This window comes from Microvirga flocculans ATCC BAA-817 (assembly GCF_000518665.1).
Taxonomy (GTDB): Bacteria; Pseudomonadota; Alphaproteobacteria; order Rhizobiales; family Beijerinckiaceae; genus Microvirga; species Microvirga flocculans.
In genome coordinates, this window is sequence record NZ_JAEA01000001.1 from 463451 (window position 1) to 482497 (window position 19047).

At 65.3% G+C, this 19047-nt stretch carries 20 protein-coding genes; 12 read left to right on the forward strand and 8 right to left on the reverse strand.

The window, feature by feature from the left end; translation table 11 throughout:
- The first annotated feature begins 78 nt into the window (after positions 1-78).
- The 4 genes from L879_RS0102215 to L879_RS0102235 all read left to right on the forward strand — a co-directional run bounded on the left by L879_RS0102215 (position 79) and on the right by L879_RS0102235 (position 2585).
- Complete coding sequence (locus tag L879_RS0102215; RefSeq protein ID WP_027314689.1) at positions 79-498, forward strand: DoxX family protein; 420 nt, start codon at positions 79-81, stop codon at positions 496-498.
- A gap of 199 nt (positions 499-697) precedes the next feature.
- Entirely contained in the window at positions 698-988 is a 291-nt protein-coding gene (locus tag L879_RS0102220; RefSeq protein WP_027314690.1) for a hypothetical protein, read from the forward strand.
- Positions 989-1264: 276 nt separating this feature from the next.
- Positions 1265-2035, forward strand: coding sequence for a LuxR C-terminal-related transcriptional regulator (locus tag L879_RS24145; RefSeq protein ID WP_051434972.1), 771 nt, complete (start codon positions 1265-1267; stop codon positions 2033-2035).
- Between the two features lie 334 nt (positions 2036-2369).
- Positions 2370-2585, forward strand: a complete 216-nt coding sequence (locus L879_RS0102235) for a hypothetical protein (RefSeq protein WP_027314691.1) — start codon at positions 2370-2372, stop codon at positions 2583-2585.
- 102 nt (positions 2586-2687) lie between these two features.
- Here L879_RS0102235 and L879_RS0102240 read toward each other — a convergent pair whose 3' ends face one another.
- The 3 genes from L879_RS0102240 to L879_RS0102250 all read right to left on the reverse strand — a co-directional run bounded on the left by L879_RS0102240 (position 2688) and on the right by L879_RS0102250 (position 5945).
- Positions 2688-2888 carry a hypothetical protein gene (locus L879_RS0102240; RefSeq protein WP_027314692.1) on the reverse strand — a complete coding sequence of 67 codons (201 nt, stop codon included), beginning with the start codon at positions 2886-2888 and terminating at the stop codon, positions 2688-2690.
- A 114-nt stretch (positions 2889-3002) separates the two neighbouring features.
- Positions 3003-3893: a LysR family transcriptional regulator gene (locus L879_RS0102245; RefSeq protein WP_027314693.1), complete on the reverse strand. Its 891-nt coding sequence runs from the start codon at positions 3891-3893 to the stop codon at positions 3003-3005.
- A 171-nt stretch (positions 3894-4064) separates the two neighbouring features.
- On the reverse strand, positions 4065-5945 hold the full coding sequence (locus tag L879_RS0102250) for a PHA/PHB synthase family protein (protein WP_027314694.1): 1881 nt from the start codon (positions 5943-5945) through the stop codon (positions 4065-4067).
- 177 nt (positions 5946-6122) lie between these two features.
- Here L879_RS0102250 and L879_RS0102255 point away from each other — a divergent pair, with 177 nt between their 5' ends.
- The 6 genes from L879_RS0102255 (at position 6123) to L879_RS0102280 (ending at position 12086) form a co-directional block, all read left to right on the forward strand.
- Positions 6123-6959 carry a universal stress protein gene (locus tag L879_RS0102255; protein ID WP_027314695.1) on the forward strand — a complete coding sequence of 279 codons (837 nt, stop codon included), beginning with the start codon at positions 6123-6125 and terminating at the stop codon, positions 6957-6959.
- A 35-nt stretch (positions 6960-6994) separates the two neighbouring features.
- Positions 6995-7579, forward strand: a complete 585-nt coding sequence (locus L879_RS0102260) for an NAD(P)H-dependent oxidoreductase (RefSeq protein WP_027314696.1) — start codon at positions 6995-6997, stop codon at positions 7577-7579.
- Positions 7580-7642: 63 nt separating this feature from the next.
- Positions 7643-9505: a heavy metal translocating P-type ATPase gene (locus tag L879_RS0102265; protein WP_051434995.1), complete on the forward strand. Its 1863-nt coding sequence runs from the start codon at positions 7643-7645 to the stop codon at positions 9503-9505.
- Positions 9506-9633: 128 nt separating this feature from the next.
- Positions 9634-11235, forward strand: coding sequence for an MBL fold metallo-hydrolase (locus L879_RS0102270; protein WP_027314698.1), 1602 nt, complete (start codon positions 9634-9636; stop codon positions 11233-11235).
- Between the two features lie 129 nt (positions 11236-11364).
- The gene (locus L879_RS0102275; RefSeq protein WP_027314699.1) at positions 11365-11769 is read left to right on the forward strand and encodes a hypothetical protein; all 405 of its coding nucleotides are present in this window, start codon (positions 11365-11367) and stop codon (positions 11767-11769) included.
- Positions 11769-12086 carry a c-type cytochrome gene (locus L879_RS0102280; RefSeq protein ID WP_027314700.1) on the forward strand — a complete coding sequence of 106 codons (318 nt, stop codon included), beginning with the start codon at positions 11769-11771 and terminating at the stop codon, positions 12084-12086. Before L879_RS0102275 ends, L879_RS0102280 begins: the two co-directional genes overlap by 1 nt.
- A gap of 11 nt (positions 12087-12097) precedes the next feature.
- Here L879_RS0102280 and L879_RS0102285 read toward each other — a convergent pair whose 3' ends face one another.
- From L879_RS0102285 to L879_RS0102305, 5 genes are all read right to left on the reverse strand, one after another.
- On the reverse strand, positions 12098-12535 hold the full coding sequence (locus L879_RS0102285) for a universal stress protein (RefSeq protein WP_027314701.1): 438 nt from the start codon (positions 12533-12535) through the stop codon (positions 12098-12100).
- 49 nt (positions 12536-12584) lie between these two features.
- Positions 12585-13427: a universal stress protein gene (locus L879_RS0102290; RefSeq protein WP_027314702.1), complete on the reverse strand. Its 843-nt coding sequence runs from the start codon at positions 13425-13427 to the stop codon at positions 12585-12587.
- Positions 13428-13488: 61 nt separating this feature from the next.
- Complete coding sequence (locus tag L879_RS0102295) at positions 13489-14475, reverse strand: zinc-dependent alcohol dehydrogenase family protein (RefSeq protein WP_027314703.1); 987 nt, start codon at positions 14473-14475, stop codon at positions 13489-13491.
- A gap of 25 nt (positions 14476-14500) precedes the next feature.
- On the reverse strand, positions 14501-14782 hold the full coding sequence (locus L879_RS0102300) for a hypothetical protein (protein ID WP_027314704.1): 282 nt from the start codon (positions 14780-14782) through the stop codon (positions 14501-14503).
- Between the two features lie 234 nt (positions 14783-15016).
- Entirely contained in the window at positions 15017-15433 is a 417-nt protein-coding gene (locus tag L879_RS0102305) for a MerR family transcriptional regulator (protein WP_027314705.1), read from the reverse strand.
- A gap of 76 nt (positions 15434-15509) precedes the next feature.
- Here L879_RS0102305 and L879_RS0102310 point away from each other — a divergent pair, with 76 nt between their 5' ends.
- Both L879_RS0102310 and L879_RS20105 read left to right on the forward strand, forming a co-directional pair.
- Positions 15510-17801: a heavy metal translocating P-type ATPase gene (locus L879_RS0102310; protein WP_027314706.1), complete on the forward strand. Its 2292-nt coding sequence runs from the start codon at positions 15510-15512 to the stop codon at positions 17799-17801.
- Positions 17802-17943: 142 nt separating this feature from the next.
- Positions 17944-19035, forward strand: a complete 1092-nt coding sequence (locus L879_RS20105) for a L,D-transpeptidase family protein (protein ID WP_161634620.1) — start codon at positions 17944-17946, stop codon at positions 19033-19035.
- Positions 19036-19047 lie beyond the last annotated feature (12 nt).

The window sequence follows — 19047 nt, forward strand, 5'->3', positions numbered from 1 at the left end:
TTTTCCCGACCGCAACCGGATGGCAGAATGGCCTTGCGCTGTCAGTGCGGCAGAGTTCAGCCGGAGGATCTTGCATTCATGTCGACCGCTCTCGACCGTTGGGCCCCTTATGCACTGGCTATCTTGAGAATCGTCACGGCCTTGCTCTTCATGGAGCACGGAACGCAGAAGCTTTTCGGCTTTCCGGCTCCGCCGCAGGGTGGAACGCCGCCGCTTTTCTCCCTGTTCGGAATCGGCGCCGTCCTCGAACTGGCCGGCGGCTTACTGGTCCTCCTGGGATTGTTCACCCGGCCTGTGGCCTTCGTTCTGGCCGGTGAGATGGCGGTGGCCTATTGGATGTTTCACGCTCCGCAGAGCCCTTACCCGGCCCTGAATGGTGGCGATGCGGCGGTCCTGTTCTGCTTCGTGTTCCTGCTCCTCGTCTTCACCGGGCCCGGCGCCTGGAGCCTCGATCGCGAGGAACGGCGGACGGAGCGGCGTCATTCATGGGAGCGGTAAGCGCGAGGAAGTCCCCCGGGTGCAACCACTGAGAGTGCTGGAACGGTCTCTACCTCGAAAGAGTTTGGGGTGATGAGGCCGCTGTCTGAAAATGTCGCGTGGCACGGTTGCCATTCAGCGCCAGATTCTTCTAGAGGCTAGAGGCCCTTCGCGCCGCAAGGGGACGATGGCGGGGGCATGCGTTGCGTCAGGAGTATCCATGGCTGAGATCATTGCCTTCAAGGATCTCAAGAAAATCGCCGACCGCTGCGAGGTGTTGACGCTGTTCGAACGAAAGCGCCCTTCGCAGTCGAAATCCCGTTCCGAACCCAAGGCCTTCGATTTCCCGAGTTGCCGTCCCTTCATCTCCGGCAACCTGACGGATCTCTTCGAGCAGGCGAATGCGGTGGCGATGCGCCACCATCATGGCGATCCGAATGTGCCTGCCATCGTGGCCGAGAAATGCCTGGAGCTGATTCAGGCGCTGGAACAATACGCCCAGCCGGAATGAACGGCGCACGATGATCCGGAAGGGTAGGAGGCACTCCGGGTTACCTCTTGCGGGCTTTACAGGCTCAGGAACCAAGCCTTCTCCCGATGGTTGATGCCACGCTCGATCCGGCCGCGGATCGGGATCTGGATATGGCTCCGACTCGTCAAGGATTCGCCGCATCGGCTTCAAACCGGAAAACCTGCTTTCCGGTCCGATGCCCGAGCTTCGCAGAATCCCATGACCGGCGTCATCATCCTCAGCTTGAGCATCGACGGCATCAGGGGGTAAGGAGACATGGGACACGATATTGTCCATGAAGAGCAGATTCTCCCAATCGCTCAGGTTTCGTTCCCTACAGTGCCGACCAGGCTGATTTGCCAGAACATGCTTTTGCGAACCGGCGTCGGCCATATTCTCTCGGGCACGCGCTTCGTGCTGGCGGAGGAAGCCGGCGAAGATGCGGACACGTTGTCGTGTCTCAGCGATTGGGAGCAGGGTCTCTTCCTTATCTGCGAGAGCCACTTCCGCGAGGATTGTGGGGATATCGTCACGGATCTGAAAACACGCTTCCCTGCCGCCCGTGTTGTCTTGCTTGGAGAAGAACCGGAGCCGCGCAAGATCATGCAGCTCCTGCAGGCTGGCCTGGATGGATTTTGTCCGAGAAGCATGAGCCATCAAGCCTTGATCAAGGTGCTCGAGCTCGTGATGCACGGCGAGACATTCGTTCCCGCCTGCGCGGGGCTTGCCTTGATTGAGCAGTCGCTGAAGGGTCCCTCCATGAGGTTCGGGTCCTCGGTTGCGCTCATGGCGGCAGAGAATTCTGCAGCGCTTCTGGACAAGCTGTCGGAGCGCGAGGCGCAAATCCTGAACTGTCTCACGCGGGGGGCGTCAAACAAGCTGATTGCTCGTGAACTCGGCGTTGCGGAGGCAACCGTCAAGGTGCATATCAAGGCCATCCTGCGGAAGGTCAAGGCGTGCAACCGCACCCAGGCCGCCATGTGGGCTGTCGATCATTTCGACTCTCTCCAGGAGAGAACCTGTATCAATCCCACGATCAGACGATGATCCGCGCGGAACGGTGCTGTCGTCATCATCCTGGCGGATCGCTCCGAGCCCGTTTTCACGCAGGAAAATCCGCTCGTCATGAAGGGAAGAGCCGTATGGATCATGGATGCAAGAACCCGTTCCTGATTCCTTGTTCTAGGCAAGCATTCCGACGATGAAGACTTCTGTCCATCTACCTCCATGGGGGTAGTCCGTGTGGTGAGTTGCGGATCAGTCGAGCAGGGCTGTAAGCCTGTTTCCATCCTGATGGCGTAGCCGATAATCCGTAAGAGCGTACTGAACGCCTTCAGGCTCAGATCGATAACAAAGCACCCTTCGGTGCAGTGGGGCGAATATGGATTATCAAGTCGAACTGGTGGCTCGCGCATTCTATGATGCCGAGAATGAAGACGGCTCGTGGGACGGCGAAGCGGAGAGCACCAGGCAAGAGTTTCGCGGCTATGCCCGAAACGCCATCGCGCTCCTTCATGACGATATCGGCGTTCTTCTCCTGGCTCTGGAGCGCGCCGCCGCAGAAGAGAATCCGGAAAGGGAAAGAGCCGCAGCTTAAGCGTGCGAGCTTTTGACAGACGAGGCTTGAGGATCGCCCATGAATTGCACGATCCTCAAGCAAAATTCGAGATGGTTTTTCCTCTCGAGCATGTGCCGGGCATCAATGCGTATCCGGCGGCAGATCGGCGATCCGCTTGATCTCATAAACGACCAACACCAACACGACAGACATCACGACAAGGCCGAGGGCATTCGTGAGCACGCTCGCGCTGACTCCCGACGCCGAAGAGACGAGGGCCAGCAGGATCAGGAAGGGCAGTCCGAGAGCGATCGCGAAGACGGCAAGAAAAGACCGTGGCATGGCCGGTTCCCTGAGATTGGCGGAAGTTCTTCAGGTAGCCTTCCAATCGTGGAGAAAATGAGGTTGTGGCTTCCGCGTCTCTCCACCGCCGCGCGTCGGATGCGAGCCCGCTTCTCAGAAGTCCCAACGCTGCGCCTTGGCCACGAGAAAGTCCCGGAACGCCTGGACCCGCGCGACGGAACGCATTTCTTCCGGATAGACGAGATAGCTTTCGAGGCTCGGCATCTCCACGTCCCGCAAGACCTGCTTCACTTTCGGATTGGTGCTCATGGCGTAATCCGGCGCCATGCCGATGCCGGCTCCGTTCTCGATGGCCTGCCGGAGAGCCAGGCTGTCGTTGACGACCAGCCTGGCGGGGCGGGGATCCTTCGGATCGCGTCCCAGATGCGTCAGCCTGTGCAGATCCAGAATGAAGGACGGCTGATCCCCGCCCAGGCAGAGAAGGGCGTGCTTGTCGAGATCCTCGATACGCTCGGGCTCGCCGAACCGTTCGATATAGGTATGCGCCGCGTAGGCATGATACTGGATCGTGAAGAGCCGGCGCTGGATCAGGTCGGGCTGCGCCGGGCGCCGGAGCCGGATGGCGATATCGGCCTCCCGCATCGCGAGATCCAGCTCGTCGTTCGTCAGGATCAGTTGAATCTGCACGTCCGGATAGCGGTCGAGGAATTCCGTGATGCGCCGGGCCAGCCAGATCCCGCCGATCCCCACGGTCGCCGTGACCTTCAGCTCGCCGGCGGGCCGCTCGCTGGTGTCGGTGAGGCGCTGGCGGGTTTCGTCCAGGCGCAAGCGCATGTCCTGAGCGGCCCGGAAGAGCAGTTCCCCATGTTCCGTGAGGACGAGCCCGCGGGGATGCCGGTGAAAGAGCGGGACCTTCAGCTCGTGTTCCAGGGTGCTGATCTGCCGGCTCACCGAGGACTGGTTGACCCCCAGCTTCTCGCCGGCGCGGGTGAAGTTACCGGCATTCACCACCTCGTAGAACAGTCTGATCTTGTCCCAGTCCAATCGAAATCCCCAGCGTTGGCAGAGACGTACAGGTAAGATGCGGGACCGTGCCAGATCAACCTTTATCGTCCGGGTCGTTCCCGCTTCGCCGCACGGCCATGGGGAAAAGCCTGCCGGGCGCCGCTGAATTCATGGGCAATGAATGCCGTGCGAGGCCATGCGGGCAGCCGCTCAGGCCTGAAGCACGTAAGTTCCCGGTGCATTGCACAAAGGCGCATAGCCCTCGGCGGGGGCTCCCATGCGCGGCGGGGCGGTTGGCTCGCCGGAATGGGAGGTCAGCCAGCGCGCCCATTCGGGCCACCAGGAGCCATCGAAGCGTGGCGCGATCTTGGTCCAGGTGTCCGGGTCCAGATAATGGCCCGAGGCCGATCGCGTCAGAATCTGGAAATGCGCCTTGTCGTTGTCGGGACCGGTCACAATACCGGCATTGTGGCCTCCCGATGTGAGGAGAAAGGTTACCTCCGTGTCGGAGAGAAGATGGATCTTGAAGGCCGAGCGCCAGGGGGCCACGTGGTCGCGCTCGGTGCCGACAGCGAAGATCGGCGCGCGGATGTCGCGCATGGCGATGGGGCGCCCGTCCACATGGAAGCGCCCCTCCGCCAGATCGTTGTCGAGGAAGAGCTGCCGCAGATACTCCGTGTGCATGCGATAGGGCATGCGCGTCGCGTCTGCATTCCAGGCCATCAGGTCGTTCATGGGCGTGCGCTCGCCCAAGAGGTAATGCCTGACGAGCCGCGACCAGATCAGGTCGTTGGAGCGCAGGAGCTGAAAGGCTCCCGCCATCTGGCGGGTGTCGAGATAACCCTGGCTGCGCATCAGGTCTTCGAGGAAGTGGAGCTGGCTCTCGTTGATAAAGAGGGTCAGCTCTCCCGCCTCCCGGAAATCGGCCTGCGCCGCCAGGAGGGACATGGTCGCAAGGCGCTTGTCGCCTTCGCGGGCCATGGCAGCGGCGGCGATGGAGAGGAGCGTCCCGCCCAGGCAATAGCCCACCGCGTGAACCTTGCGGTCGGGCACGACCGCATTCACCGCATCGAGCGCCGCCATTACGCCGAGCTTCCGGTAATCGTCCATGCCCAGATCCCGGTCCTCGGCGGTCGGGTTCTTCCAGGAAATGATGAAGACCGTGAAGCCCTGATCGGTGAGGTAGCGGACGAGGGAATTCTCCGGCGAGAGATCCAGGATGTAATATTTCATGATCCAGGCGGGCACGATCAGGATCGGCTCCGGCCGCACCTTGTCGGTGCTTGGCTTGTACTGGATCAGCTCGATGAGCCGGTTGCGGTAGATCACCTTGCCCGGCGTCACGGCCACATTGCGGCCGACCTTGAAGGCCTCCGTGCCGGCAGCGGGCTTCCCGTGCACGATCCGCTCCCAATCGTCGATGAAGTTGCGAAGCCCCTGCACGATGTTCTGCCCTCCCGTCTCGGCGATCCGGCGCTGGACGACCGGGTTCGTCGCGATGAAATTCGAGGGCGAGGCCATGTCGAGGATCTGGCGCATGGCGAATTCCACCACCGCCTCGTGCTGCTTCGTGACGCCGTCGACATCGGTCGTGGCGTTGTCCCACCATTGCTGCTGCAGCAGGAAGCTCTGCTGAACGAGATTGTAAGGCCATTGCCACCATTCGGTCTCGGCGAAGCGGTGGTCCTGGGGCAGCGGTTCGATGCAGGGCTCCGACGAGCCCCCGCTCGTAGCGCAGCAGGAAGCGAATTGCGCGAGCCGCGCCCATTTGCGGGCGCCTTTCGTGATCAGCTCGACCTGCTTGCCGGGAGATATGGCGAGGTGGACCCCCCAATCCATGAAGGCGCCGACGACAGCCGCAGGCGACAGGCCGCCCGTGAGGCGCGCCAGGCTCGCATGGGCGACATGGTCGAGGGAATCGCGAAGCCGATGGAGCTCGGGGTCCTCCCAGGTATCCAGAGGGCGGTTCGTCGCCGATGGCGGGACTTCGGGGCGCACGGGCAGGCCGGGCTGCGCGGCAGGTGCAAAAGCCCGAGCCTTGCTGCGCGATGCGCGGCTGCTCTTGACTGTCGGGGACGGGCGAGCTGGCATCACGGCCTCCGGGCTTGCACCCTCGCGCGAGGGTGGGGAATGATGGCAGCATGACAGGCAAGGTCATGCGGAGCGTTGCGATGGATCAAAGCATCCTGCGCGATTTCGTCTAGATGATGATGCCGTTGACGGCGCGGCGGCCCCTCCTTCGCGTCCGGGCATGCAAAGGAGAAGGCGATGATCAAGGACGTCATGGTGCATCTGGACGGCAGCCCCGAGGACGAAATCCGGCTCGAATACGCCCGGTCCCTCGCCTCCGGCGAGAAGGCGCACCTGGTCGGCGTCTTCACCAACCTGCTGCCGGACCTCTCGATCGCCATGCCCTTCGACGGTGGCGCCGCTGCCGTCGTGCAGGTCGTTTCCGAACTGGAGGATCAGGCCCGCAAGGATGGCGACGTCACGGTGAAGCGCCTGACGGAGAAGCTCGCCGGCCTGCCGGCGCCGGCTGAGCTGCGCCGCTTCGACGAGACCATGGGCACTATGTCGATCAGGGTGGCCGAGCTGTCCCGCTACGCTGATCTCTTCGTCGCCACGCGTCCCTATGGGGCAGGCGATACGCCTGTCTGGCTCGATCTCGTCGAGTCCGTTCTCTTCGGCGGCGGACGCGCGCTCCTGATCGTCCCGCCCGGCTATCGCCGGCAAGGCGCGGTTCAGACCGTCCTCGTCGCCTGGAACGGCACCCGCGAGTCCGCCCGGGCGCTCAGCGAGGGCTTGAGCTTCATCGAGAAGGCGACCCGCGTCGTCGTCGTCATGATCGATCCGAAGCCCGACACCACAATGGAAACGGATATCAAAGCGCATCTTCTCCGTCACGGAGCGGTGCCGGAAGTCGTCACCGTTCAGAGCAACGGGCGCGAGGTTGCCGACGTGGTTCTGGACGAGGCGAACCGCGTCTCGGCCGATCTCCTCGTCATGGGTGGATACGGTCACACCCGTTTCCGCGAGCAGGTCTTCGGCGGTGCGACACTGGATATGCTGACCGTCTCGGATCGCCCTATCCTTCTGGCGCATTGAGGCTACACCAGCTCCTGCCTCAGGGGATTGCCGGCATGGCGCGCGTCACCATCATCCAAGGCCATCCGACGCCCGACACCCGGCATTTCTGCCATGCCCTGGCCGATGCCTATGCCCGAGGCGCGGCCGAGGGCGGACACGAGGTCCGCGTCGTCCCGGTGGCGGAGCTCGATTTTCCCCTGCTGCGATCCAAGAGCGACTGGGAAGGCGCTTCGCCGCCTCCCGGTCTTGTCGAAGCGCAGCAGGCGCTCGCCTGGGCCGAGCATGTCGTCATCATCTATCCTCTCTGGCTCGGGGGAATGCCGGCCCTCCTCAAGGGATTCATGGAGCAGGTCTTCCGTCCAGCCTTCATGATGGGCGGGGCCGGGCCCGGAGCGAGCTGGAAAACAGCTCTCAAGGGCCGCTCGTCGCGCATCGTCGTCACCATGGGCATGCCGGGCTTCGTCTATCGCTGGTATTTCGGGGCGCACAGCCTCAGGAGCCTCAAGCGCAGCATTCTCGCCCTTGTCGGGATCGGCCCGAACAGGCATACGCTGATCGGCATGATCGAAAGCATGAGCGATGCCAGGCGCGAAGCGTGGCTCGAAAAGCTCCGCAGGCTCGGAACGAGGGCCCGGTAAGCTGCAATGTCCGGCATGAACAAAACCAAGGCTCAAGCCTCCTCCTGGCCGAACCTGCCTTCCATGCCGAGCGCGGAAGGGGTTTGGAAGCTTCACTGCTTCATCCGTCCGATTCTTGTCGTCATCCCTCTGCTCGGGTTGCTCCTGGGGTTCGGCGCGCGCCTGGCCGGATATGGCCAATGGGCGGGACTGATCTGGGCCGGTTCGACCGTGCCGGTCCTGAGCGCCCTGCTTGTCGAGATCGTCGCAAGCCTGCGGCGCGGGGATGTGGGACTCGACATCGTCGCGGCCCTGTCCATGACCGCGGCGCTCGTGTTCGAGGAGCCTCTCGCCGCCGTGGTGGTGGCGCTGATGTATGCGGGCGGGCAGTATCTCGAGAGCTTTGCCGAGCGCCGCGCCAAGCGCGAGATGACCGCGCTGCTGGAGCGCGTTCCCCGCACGGCGCTCCGGTATCGCGACGGGCAGCTTGAGGAGGTCGGCCTCGATGTGATCGCCCCGCAGGACCGCCTGCTCATCCGCCAGGGAGATGTGGTGCCTGTCGACGGCATCGTCGACAAGGGCGTGGCGGTGCTCGATCAATCGGCTCTGACGGGCGAATCCCTGCCCGTCCAGAAGGGCGCGGACGATGCGGTCATGAGCGGCGTCACCAATGCGGGAGCCGCCTTCGATCTGCGTGTGACCCACCGGGCCGCCGAAAGCACCTATGCGGGCATCATTCGCCTCATCGAGGCGGCGCAGGCGTCCAAGGCTCCCATGACCCGGCTCGCGGACCGGTTCGCCATGGCCTTCCTGGCGCTCACCGTCGTTCTCGCCGGTGGCGCCTGGCTCTGGACCGGCGATCCGATCAGGGCCCTTGCCGTGCTCGTGGTGGCGACGCCCTGTCCGTTGATCCTGGCCGTTCCGGTCGCCATCGTGTCCGGCGTGTCGCGGGCCGCCAAGGCCGGCGTGCTCGTGAAGGGCGGCCGGGCGCTGGAGATGCTCTCGCGAGTGCAGGTTCTGGTGATCGACAAGACCGGCACCCTCACCCACGGCGAGGCGAGCCTGTCGGAGCTCAAGCCTCTCGACGATGTCCCGGCCGAACGTTTTCTCCAGCTCGCGGCATCGCTCGAGCAGGCCTCGAAGCACGTGATGGCGCGGGCCCTCGTGCAGGAGGCGCAGGCGAGAGGATTGGCCCTGCTGCTGCCGTCCGATGTGGCGGAGATTCCCGGCGAGGGATTGCGTGGCATCGTCGACGGGCACGATGTTGTCGTCGGGGGCGTTCGTTACGTTCGCAGGCAGATTCCGGGCCTCGGCACCGGGCTGGACGGCAGCCGGTACCCGGTAGGATCGGTCGTGGTGGCGGTGGCGATCGATGGGCGGCTTGCGGGACTTCTCGTGCTGGCCGACCGGCTGCGTTCGGAAGCCGCGCATGTCATCGACGGGCTGCGCCGTCTCGGCGTGAACCGGATCGTGCTGGCCACGGGCGACCGCAGCGACGTCGCCGAAACCGTCACGGCCGGTCTGAGCCTCGACGGCGTTCATGCCGACCTGACGCCGGATAGAAAGATCGGCATCGTCCAGGACGAGAAGAGGCATGGCTTCGTGATGATGATCGGCGATGGGGTCAACGATGCCCCGGCCCTTGCCGCCGCCGATCTCGGGGTGGCCATGGGCGCGAAGGGGGCCGCGGCCTCCGCCGAGGCCGCCGATGTCGTTCTCCTCGTCGACCGGCTCGACAAGATCCCGGTCGCCATCCAGGCGGCGCGCTGGTCGCGGCGCATCGCGTTGCAGAGCGTCTATGCGGGGATCGGCCTCTCCGTGCTCGGGATGATCGCCGCGGCCTTCGGTTATCTCACCCCCGTTCAGGGGGCGCTGATCCAGGAAGCCATCGACGTCGCCGTGATCCTCAACGCCCTGCGGGCCCTCTGGGGACCCGAAACGGCCTGAAGGTCCTCTTCCAGTCTGCTCCGGTCGGCGAGCGACGCAACAGGCACTTGGGGTGAAATGAACGCAACGGCTCGACGGTGATGGCCCAAGATGCCATCTTCCCACACGGCTCAATTCCTATCCAGGAGATCTCCTTGTCGCTTCGCCTTCACTTCTACGGCGCCGCCCGCACCGTCACGGGTTCCTGTTTCCTGCTCGAGACGGAGGCGGCCCGCGTCCTGGTCGATTGCGGCATGTTCCAGGGGTCGAAGGAGGAGAGGGAGCTCAATTACCAGCACTTCCCCTTCCGCGCGGCGGGCATCAGCGCCCTGTGCCTGACCCATGCGCATATCGACCATAGCGGCCTGGTTCCGAAACTGGTGAAAGCCGGGTTCGACGGGCCGATCTATGCCACGTCCGGCACCACGGACCTCGCGTCCATCATGCTTCCGGATTCCGGCTATATCCAGGAGGTCGAGGTCAACCAGCTCAACCGCCGCAACAGCCGCCGCGGCCGGGAGACGGTCACGCCCATCTACACGGAGGAGGACGCGATCGCTTCCTTGCGGCAGTTCCGGTCCGTGGCCTACGGCCAATGGCAGAATGTGGCTCCCGGGTTCCGGGCCCGCTACTGGAATGCGGGCCACCTTCTGGGCTCCGCATCCATCGAGATGGAAGTGGCTCCCAACGGCGCCAAGGAGCCGATCCGCTTCCTGTTCTCCGGCGATGTCGGCCCCGATCACAAGCTTCTGCAGCCCGATCCCGACGGGCCGAGCAATCTCGATTACGTCATCCTCGAATCGACCTACGGCGACACGGATCGCGACGGCACCACTATCGAGCGCCGGCGGCGGATGCTGCGGGACGAGGTGCGCGCGGCAATGAAGCCGAGCGGCGCCCTGCTCATTCCCTCTTTCGCGGTGGAGCGGACCCAGGAGCTTCTCGTCGATCTCATGGAGCTGATGGAAGCCGGCGAATTGCCGGAGATTCCGATCTTCATCGATTCTCCCCTCGCCTCGAAGGCGAGCGCCATCTTCAAGCGGCACGCCAAGGAACTCAGAAACGGTTCCGACCTCGTTCAGGCCCTCGAGTCGCGCTTTGTCCGCTTCACCGAGACGGTCGAGCAGAGCAAGGCCATCGACAGGATCCACAGCTTCCACATCATCATCGCGGCGAGCGGCATGTGCGAGGCGGGCCGCATCCGTCACCACCTGAAGGCCTGGCTCTGGCGTGACGAGGCCACCGTTCTCTTCGTCGGCTTCCAGGCGCAAGGCACCCTCGGGCGCATCCTTCAGGACGGCGCGTCGAAGGTTAGGATTCATGGCGAGGAGGTGAATGTCCGGGCCCGCCTGCGGACGCTGGATCTCTATTCCGGTCACGCCGACGGACCCGAGCTGAAGGCCTGGCTCGTCGACCGCCTGCCGGTCCGCCGCGGGGTCTTCCTGGTGCACGGAGAGGATCCGGCGCTGAAGGCGTTGCAGACGTCTTTGGCCGACATCCAGCACGTTCCCCATCCGGTCATTCCGGAGATCGACGACATTTACGACCTGAGCGGCGAGACGGCGGTTCGCGTCGAGCGGCGCGAGCCGCGCCTGCCGGCTTCGAGCGCCGGGCATCGCGACTGGCACAACGACTACGCGGAGCTGATGCTCGAGATCAACGAGGCCATCGACGCGGCGGCGGACAGGAAGGCCAAGGCCGTCGTCATCCGGCGGATCCGGGAGGCCCTCAAGGATGGAGCCCACGGGTAATCTCAGGTAGATTCGTCCCCTCGCAGCGCGTCTCCAGATTGACCGGGATCAAGGTGGAGACGCAGCGCGCCTCTAAGCTTTGCTGAAACTGCGGGCCCGTCCGAGGCCCGCTTCATCCTGGAGGGACCATTGCTCTATCACATCACGCTCCATCTGGCCCGCAGCAAGCAGTTCCCGGAAGGAAGCCCGCGATACGGCTACGAGATCACCGCGCCCCTCGATGCCGAAGGCCATCTCGACCAGGAGGAATGGGCCGGAAAGAGGGCCTATTGCCGGGTCCGCCGCTTCTGGGGCGACGAGGGCGAGCGGAATGGCGTCCTGGTGCGCCGACCGGGCGGAGCCGGCGGCGCGACATGGGTGATCGACTACAACCAGGACCGGGCCGGCGACGAAGAGGCGGGCTATCACCTGCACCAGCATCGCTTCGCGGTGGGCGAATACGTCACCATTCAGGACGATGACGAAAAGCCTCACACCTTCCAGGTCGTTTCCGTGAACAGGGCCGAGCCTGCCAAAGCGGAGGAGCATCGATGATGAGACGCGTTCCGCTCCTTTGTCTCGTCCTCGCGCTGACGGCTGCGCCGGCCGTCGCCCAATCCGGGCGCGTGCAGCGCGGCTTCACCTTCGCGCAGACGAACTGCGCCCAGTGTCACGCCATCGGTCGCGTCGGCGAGAGTCCCATCCCCGAGGCGCCGCCCTTCCGGACCCTGCACACCCGCTATCCCATCGAGGATTTGGCGGAATCCCTGGCCGAGGGCATCACCACGGGGCATCCTTCCATGCCCCAGTTCCAGCTCGATCCGGCCCAGATCAACGATCTTCTCGCCTATCTGAACTCCATCCAGGATTAGGCCCCGGTCCATCAGCGCACGACGAGGACCGGGATCTTCGAGTGGGTGAGCACCTTCATGGTCTCGCTGCCCAGAAGCAGCGCCGAGACGCCGCCGCGTCCATGGGAGGCCATGACGATGAGATCGCACCGCTGGCTTTCCGCAGTCCGGATGATCGCCTGATAGGGCGCGTCGTCTTCCAGATGGAGGGTCCTGGCGTCGATGCCGAGGCCGCGGGCGATCTCCGACGCCTCCGCCAGGGTCCGCTCGGCCTGCTTCTGCATGTGCTCCTTGAAGGTGGACGGCGTCTCCTCCAGCTGATCGGCTTCGACCGCAAAGACATGGAAGCGCTCGGTGACGGTCAGCAGCAGCACCGCCGCGCCCAGGGCCTTTGCCAGGTTGGTTCCGTGCTCGACGGCTCGTGCGGACAGGGACGAGCCGTCGGTGGCGATCAGGATAGTCTTGTACATTCTGGCCTCCCTCACGTGAGGAAAAAGCCCCCAATAGCCGTGCCCATTCTTAGTAGGAGAGGAACAGGGGCACCGGGCAATTCTTGAGCAGCGACTGCGTCGTGCCGCCGAGCATCAGCTGGCGGAAGCGCGAATGCACATAGGCGCCCATCACGATCATGTCGGCGCGCGTCAGGTGCGCGTGATTGCGCAGGGTCTCGGCGACATCGCCGTTCTGGGCCGGCAGGGTCAGCACATTCACGTTGATGCCGTGCCGTGCGAGATGCGGCGCGATTTCGACTCCGGGCACGGTCCGCGTCAGGTCCTTCTCGCCCGTGACGCCGATCAGCTCGACCTGTGAGGCGGCCCGCAGGATCGGCAGGGCGTCGTTGAGAGCGCGGGCGGCCTTGGCGCTGCCATCCCAGGCCACGATGATCCTTTTGCCGGAAAAGGCCTCGCAGCCATCGGGCACGGTGATGAGCGGGCGCCCGCTGTCCATGAGCACCGCTTCGATCAACCCCCGGTCCACAGCGAGGGAGATCGGCTCGGAATCGAGCACCGTCAGGTCGTGCGTCCGCGCCAGGGCGGTGAAGCTCTTGATCAGGTCCGGATAGGCGAGCTGCGGCGCCTGGGTCGTGCAGGCGAGCCCCGAGGCGGCTGCGGCGCGCTCGGAGAAGTCCGCGACCCCGCGGGCGAGGGCGTCCAGCCTGCGGTTCTCGGCATTCACGAGCTGTTCGGCAAAGCTGCTGACGAAGGCATGCGTCAGGGTCAGTTTCAGCGACGCGGCCTGGACGGTCACATGGGCGCCGGCTTCGCGGGCCAGGGAGAGCCCGTAGGCGAGAGCGGAGGATCGCTCCTGAGCATCCCCTTCCTCGGTCACTCCGATCAGAATGCTGCGGATGTTCTGGAGCATGGGCATATCCCTTCTTCGGTCGAGGTGAAGCTTAGGCTTGGCGGTGTGGGCGGTTTCGCATTCATCGGGGTATCAGCACGGCTGCGCCCTGGAGTCGGCCGGAGCGGAGGTCCTCCAGGGCATCGTTGGCGGCTTCCAGGGGGTAGGGCATTGTTTGCGTCCTGATGCGCGCCTTGGGGGCGACGGCGAGAAAGTCCAGGGCGTCCCGACGGGTCAGATTGGCCACCGACACGATCTGCCTCTCCCCCCACAGGAGCCTGTATGGAAACCGCGGGATGTCGCTCATGTGGATGCCGCCGCAGACGACACGCCCGCCTTTCCTGATGGCGGAGAGAGCCGTCGGCACGAGATCGCCGACGGGCGCGAAGATGATCGCGGCGTCCAGGCGTTCGGGCGGCTCCCGGTCCGAATCTCCGGCCCAGACGGCGCCGAGCGAGCGCGCAAAATCCTGGGCCGCGCTATCGCCCGGGCGCGTGAAGGCGAAAATGCGCCGTCCCTGCCAGAGGCAGACCTGGGTGATGATGTGGGCGGCGGCGCCGAATCCGTAAATGCCGACCGTTTCGGCCGGTCCCGCCGCGACCAGGGAGCGCCAGCCGATCAGGCCGGCGCAGAGCAGGGGAGCGAGAGAAACGGGATCGCCGTTCTCCGGCAGCCTGAAGGCATAGGCCGCGTCGGCGATGGCGTGAGAGGCGAAACCGCCGTCGCGGGTATAGCCGGTGAACAGCGGATCGTCGCAGAGATTCTCGCGGCCCGAGGCGCAATAGGGACAATGCCCACAGGTATGGCCAAGCCAGGGAATGCCGACGCGCTGTCCCAGCTTGAGGCCGCCGACACCTGCGCCGAGCCCATCCACGCGGCCCACGATTTCATGACCGGGAACGAGGGGCAGCTTGGGGTGGGGCAGGTCGCCGTCGACCACGTGGAGATCGGTGCGGCACACGGCGCAGGCTTCCACGGCGACGCGGATCTCGCCAGCGGATGGAGACGGCAAGGGCCGCTCCTCGAGCACGAGAGGCGTACGGAGCCGGCGAAGGACCATGGCTTTCACGGCGGATGTCTCCCGTTTCCGCCGTTCAGCCGAAGGTCGCGTCCATCCGTTCCCGCAGGGCCATCAGTTCCGCGACATAGGGGATTCGCCGTTCGCGATGATCGTGCTGGAGCTTGCCGATCATGTCTCTCTTGCGGTCATCGTCCATCGCGCTGCTTGCGACGCGCGTGACATTCTTCTCGTGAGCGACGTCGATATCCGCGAGCGCCGCCAGCACGGACTGGAGCCGCGGAAGAATGTCGGGGGAATAGAAGCGGCTTTCTCCTGGCATGTCCCGCATCTGCAAACATTCGGCATGGGCGATCATGGAGGCCTCCGCTGTTTCCCTCGGGCTCCCGAACGGCCTGACCTCCGCCGCGAATCGAACCCGAAAAGTGAGCGGGCATTTTGGTCAATGCGGGGCAGCTTGGCGGTGCTGTCGACGCCCATGGAGCGACTATGAAATCATCATGGGACGCTTTGCGCCTCGCCTGCATTGACGCAAATCAAGTAGCTCGCAGCGTGAGCGTGCGAATCTCCCTGTCCGACGCCTGCACAATCGTCAGTGATGCCGATGCTGGCATTGCCCATGATCGGCCAGCACTTCGATAATCCGGCAATCCGAGACCCGGCGGTTGTCGCAGGCGACCATGGCTTCGAGCTCGTCGCGCAGGGCCGTGAGGCGGGCGATCTTGTCGTTGACCTCGTCGAGATGCGTCCGCGTGATGGCATGGACCTCGCCGCAGGAGCGGTTGGGGTCGCTCGTCAGATCGAGAAGCTGCCGGATCGCCTCGACATCGAATCCCAGCTCGCGGGCGTGGCGGATGAAGTTGAGACGCCGCACCTCGGGGGCGCCATAGCGCCGCTGCTGGCCCTCGGTGCGGGTGGGTTCGGGCAAGAGGCCGATCTGCTCGTAGTAGCGGATCGTCGGCACCTTCACGCCCGTCCGCCGGGACAGTTCTCCAATCGCCAGCTCCATCTTAAAGAACCCTCTTGAACCTCTAGTCGCTAGAGCATGTAGGGTCTCCTCGAATCGATGTGAAGAGGTTTTTCCGATGAGCGAGGCATACGATCTGCCCGATCACCACGGCGATCAATCTGAAGCCGAACCCGCCGGGGGGCTGCGCACCCGCTACAGGGTCTCCGGCATGGATTGCGCGTCCTGCGCGGCCAAGATCGACACGGCCTTGCGGCGCGTGCCGGGGGTGACCCAGGTGAATGTTTCGGTTCCGGCCGGAACCGTGACGGTGGCGCATGACGGCACAGTCGCCACGGACGCCCTCGCAAGGACGATCGGAACGCTCGGCTACACGGTCACCGGGCAGGGGCCTGTGGATGCCAAGGCGGCCCGACCAGGAGAGGCGAAGCGGGATCACGAGCACGGCCCCGGCTGCGACCACGACCATGATCATGATAACAGGCACGACGGAGAGGCTCTCGCGGGACTGCACGGTCACCTGCACGAACACGGGCCGAGCGAAGGGCCGTGGTGGAGGAGCCGGCGCGGTCTTCTGACCATCGCCTGCGGCATGGCGCTCGTGGCCGCCTACGGGATCGGCCGGCTCATGCCCGAGATCGGGCATTGGGCGTTCCTCGTCGCCATGGCCGTCGGGCTCTTTCCCATCGCGCGCCGCGCCTTCGTGGCGGCGCATTTCGGCACGCCGTTCTCCATCGAGACGCTCATGACCATCGCCGCACTCGGTGCGGTGATCATCGGCGCGACCGAAGAGGCCGCCATGGTGGTGTTCCTCTTCCTCGTCGGCGAACTTCTGGAAGGTGTCGCGGCCGGGCGGGCGCGCGCGAGCATTCAAGGGCTGACCAGGCTCGTGCCCAAGACCGCGCTGATCGAGCGTGACGGCGGGACCGCAGAGGTCCAGGCCGAGAGCCTAGCGGTCGGTTCCGTCATCCTCGTGCGGCCCGGCGACCGCGTCCCCGCCGATGGAGTCATCGTCTCGGGCGAGAGTGCCGTCGATGAAGCGCCTGTCACCGGAGAGAGCACGCCCAAGCGCAAGGAGGCCGAGGATGCCGTCTTTGCCGGCACCATCAACGGCGAGGGGCTGCTGCGCGTGCGCGTCACCGCCGCCGCGCAGGACAACACCATCGCGCGCATCGTGCGTCTCGTGGAGGAAGCGCAGGAGAGCAAGGCCCCGACCGAGCGCTTCATCGACCGCTTCTCGCGCTATTACACGCCCGCCGTTCTCGTCGTCGGCGCGCTCGTCGCCGTCCTGCCGCCGCTGCTTTTCGGCGAAGCATGGGGTGAGTGGGTCTACAAGGGGCTGGCGATCCTGCTGATCGGATGCCCCTGCGCGCTCGTCATCTCGACCCCGGCCGCCATCGCCGCAGGGCTTGCTGCGGGTGCCCGCCGCGGCCTGCTCATGAAGGGCGGCGCCGTGCTGGAGACCCTGGGCACCATCACCATGGCGGCCCTCGACAAGACGGGCACTCTGACCGAGGGCAGGCCTCGGGTCACGGACGTGATCCCGGTCGCCCGCCCGGAGCGTGAGGTTCTTTCCCTCGCCGCCGCCCTGGAGACGGGGTCGAGCCACCCGCTCGCCACGGCGATCCTGGCGAAGGCGGCGGAGGCCGGCGTCCCGGTGCCGCCTGCGGCGAATGCGGGCGCCGTCGGCGGCAAGGGCGTCACCGGCAGCGTGGGCGGGGTGCCGCTCTTTCTCGGCTCGCCCAAGGCCGCCGGCGAGCAGGTGACGCTCACGTCGGAGCAGACGGCGCTGATCACAGGGTTGAACGACGAGGGCAAGTCCGTCTCGGTGCTGCTGGCGGGCGACAGGGTCGCCGGGGTGATCGCCATGCGAGACGAGCCGCGTGCAGATGCCAGGGAGGGGCTCGAGGCCCTGAAACGGGCCGGCGTCGACACGCTCATGGTGACCGGCGACAACCGACGCACCGCGACGGCGATCGCGGCGGGGCTCGGCATCGAGCCCCGGGCCGATCTGCTGCCGCAGGACAAGCAGGCCATCGTGCGCGAGCTGCAGGCCAACGGCCACGTGGTGGCCAAGATCGGTGATGGCATCAACGACGCTCCGGCGCTTGCCGCCGCCGATATCGGCATCGCCATGGGCGGCGGCACGGACGTGGCGCTGGAAACCGCCGACGCGGCCGTCCTGCACGGGCGCGTGCTCGACATTGCCCGCATGGTGCGCCTGTCGCGGGATACCATGGCCAATATCCGGCAGAACATCGCCATTGCGCTCGGGCTGAAGGCTGTGTTCCTGGTCACCACGATCCTCGGCATCACCGGCCTGTGGCCCGCGATCCTGGCCGATACGGGCGCGACGGTGCTGGTGACCGCCAACGCCATGCGCCTGCTCGCAGCCGGAGGGCGAACCTGACGCCTCAATCCTGCCGGACTTGCGCGCAACGTATTCGCTGCCGGAGAGGTTCGCGGCAAAGCGGACCCTGAACCGGCGGCAAGGGAAATCGGGGACCCGTCCGGCGCTGTACGTCCGGGCGGATCGGAATGCGGGGATCCCCATGATGAAGCGCATCGCATTGACTGCGGGCCTCGTGCTCGCGCTCGCCGCCTGCCAGGGCGAGAATCGCTCCACGCGCCATCTGGCGCCGATCCCGCCCTCCACCATGGCGCTCATGTCCGCCAAGGGGATGTCGCCGGGCGATCCGATCCTCATGCGGGCCTACAAGAAGGAATCGGAGATCGAGGTCTGGAAGCGTGGCCGTGACGGCAAATACGCACTGCTCAAGACCTATCCGATGTGCCGCTGGTCGGGCCAGCTCGGCCCGAAGATCCGCGAAGGGGACCGCCAGGCGCCGGAGGGGTTCTATGCGATCACCCCGGCGCAGATGAATCCGAACTCCGCCTATTATCTGTCGTTCGATACGGGCTTCCCGAATGCCTACGACCGCGCCCATGGCCGCACGGGCGCGCACCTGATGGTGCACGGCTCGTGCTCGTCGAGCGGCTGCTTCGCCATGACGGACGAGGCCATCGCCGAGGTCTACGCGGTGGCCCGCGAGGCCTTCGCAGGAGGCCAGCGCAGCTTCCAGTTCCAGTCCTATCCGTTCCGGATGACGCCCGAGAACCTCGCCAAGCATCGCTACGATCCGAACATCGCCTTCTGGCAGAACCTCAAGGAGGGGTCGGATTATTTCGAGGTGGCGAAGCAGGAGCCGCAGGTCGGCGTGTCCGGCGGACGATATGCCTTCGGCGGCGATGCCTCCGTGATGACGGCGGTCGCCGAAAAACGGCAGCGGGATGAGCGGGAGATCGCGACGCTCGTGACCGGAGGGATGCAGCCGGTCAGGCTCGTCTACAGCGATGGCGGGCAGCATCAGAGCTTCCGCGAGGCGCTCTCAGGGGAACCCGGATCCGGCAATCGCCTCGGCGACGTGAGCAGGCCCGAGGCTATTGCCGCGGGGCCGCAGGAGATCCTGCTCGACGCGAATGGCAGGCCGAAGCAGACGTCCCGTCCGGCAGTGGCCTATACCTCGCAGAAGCCGGCGGCCGTTGTGCAACCTCAGGCCCCTTCCGCAGCGCGGACGGCGCAGCAGGCCGGCGGCGATGAGCGTTCGGTGCTCGACCGCATCAAAGGTCTGTTCGGCGGCTAGAGCATCGCGCAC

Coding starts and splice junctions, on each gene's coding strand:
- L879_RS0102215 (WP_027314689.1), top strand. CDS start 79: ATGTCGACCGCTCTCGACCGTTGGGCCCCTTATGCACTGGCTATCTTG.
- L879_RS0102220 (WP_027314690.1), top strand. CDS start 698: ATGGCTGAGATCATTGCCTTCAAGGATCTCAAGAAAATCGCCGACCGC.
- L879_RS24145 (WP_051434972.1), top strand. CDS start 1,265: ATGGGACACGATATTGTCCATGAAGAGCAGATTCTCCCAATCGCTCAG.
- L879_RS0102235 (WP_027314691.1), top strand. CDS start 2,370: ATGGATTATCAAGTCGAACTGGTGGCTCGCGCATTCTATGATGCCGAG.
- L879_RS0102240 (WP_027314692.1), bottom strand. CDS start 2,888: ATGCCACGGTCTTTTCTTGCCGTCTTCGCGATCGCTCTCGGACTGCCC.
- L879_RS0102250 (WP_027314694.1), bottom strand. CDS start 5,945: ATGCCAGCTCGCCCGTCCCCGACAGTCAAGAGCAGCCGCGCATCGCGC.
- L879_RS0102255 (WP_027314695.1), top strand. CDS start 6,123: ATGATCAAGGACGTCATGGTGCATCTGGACGGCAGCCCCGAGGACGAA.
- L879_RS0102260 (WP_027314696.1), top strand. CDS start 6,995: ATGGCGCGCGTCACCATCATCCAAGGCCATCCGACGCCCGACACCCGG.
- L879_RS0102265 (WP_051434995.1), top strand. CDS start 7,643: ATGCCGAGCGCGGAAGGGGTTTGGAAGCTTCACTGCTTCATCCGTCCG.
- L879_RS0102280 (WP_027314700.1), top strand. CDS start 11,769: ATGAGACGCGTTCCGCTCCTTTGTCTCGTCCTCGCGCTGACGGCTGCG.
- L879_RS0102285 (WP_027314701.1), bottom strand. CDS start 12,535: ATGTACAAGACTATCCTGATCGCCACCGACGGCTCGTCCCTGTCCGCA.
- L879_RS0102290 (WP_027314702.1), bottom strand. CDS start 13,427: ATGCTCCAGAACATCCGCAGCATTCTGATCGGAGTGACCGAGGAAGGG.
- L879_RS0102300 (WP_027314704.1), bottom strand. CDS start 14,782: ATGATCGCCCATGCCGAATGTTTGCAGATGCGGGACATGCCAGGAGAA.
- L879_RS0102305 (WP_027314705.1), bottom strand. CDS start 15,433: ATGGAGCTGGCGATTGGAGAACTGTCCCGGCGGACGGGCGTGAAGGTG.
- L879_RS0102310 (WP_027314706.1), top strand. CDS start 15,510: ATGAGCGAGGCATACGATCTGCCCGATCACCACGGCGATCAATCTGAA.
- L879_RS20105 (WP_161634620.1), top strand. CDS start 17,944: ATGATGAAGCGCATCGCATTGACTGCGGGCCTCGTGCTCGCGCTCGCC.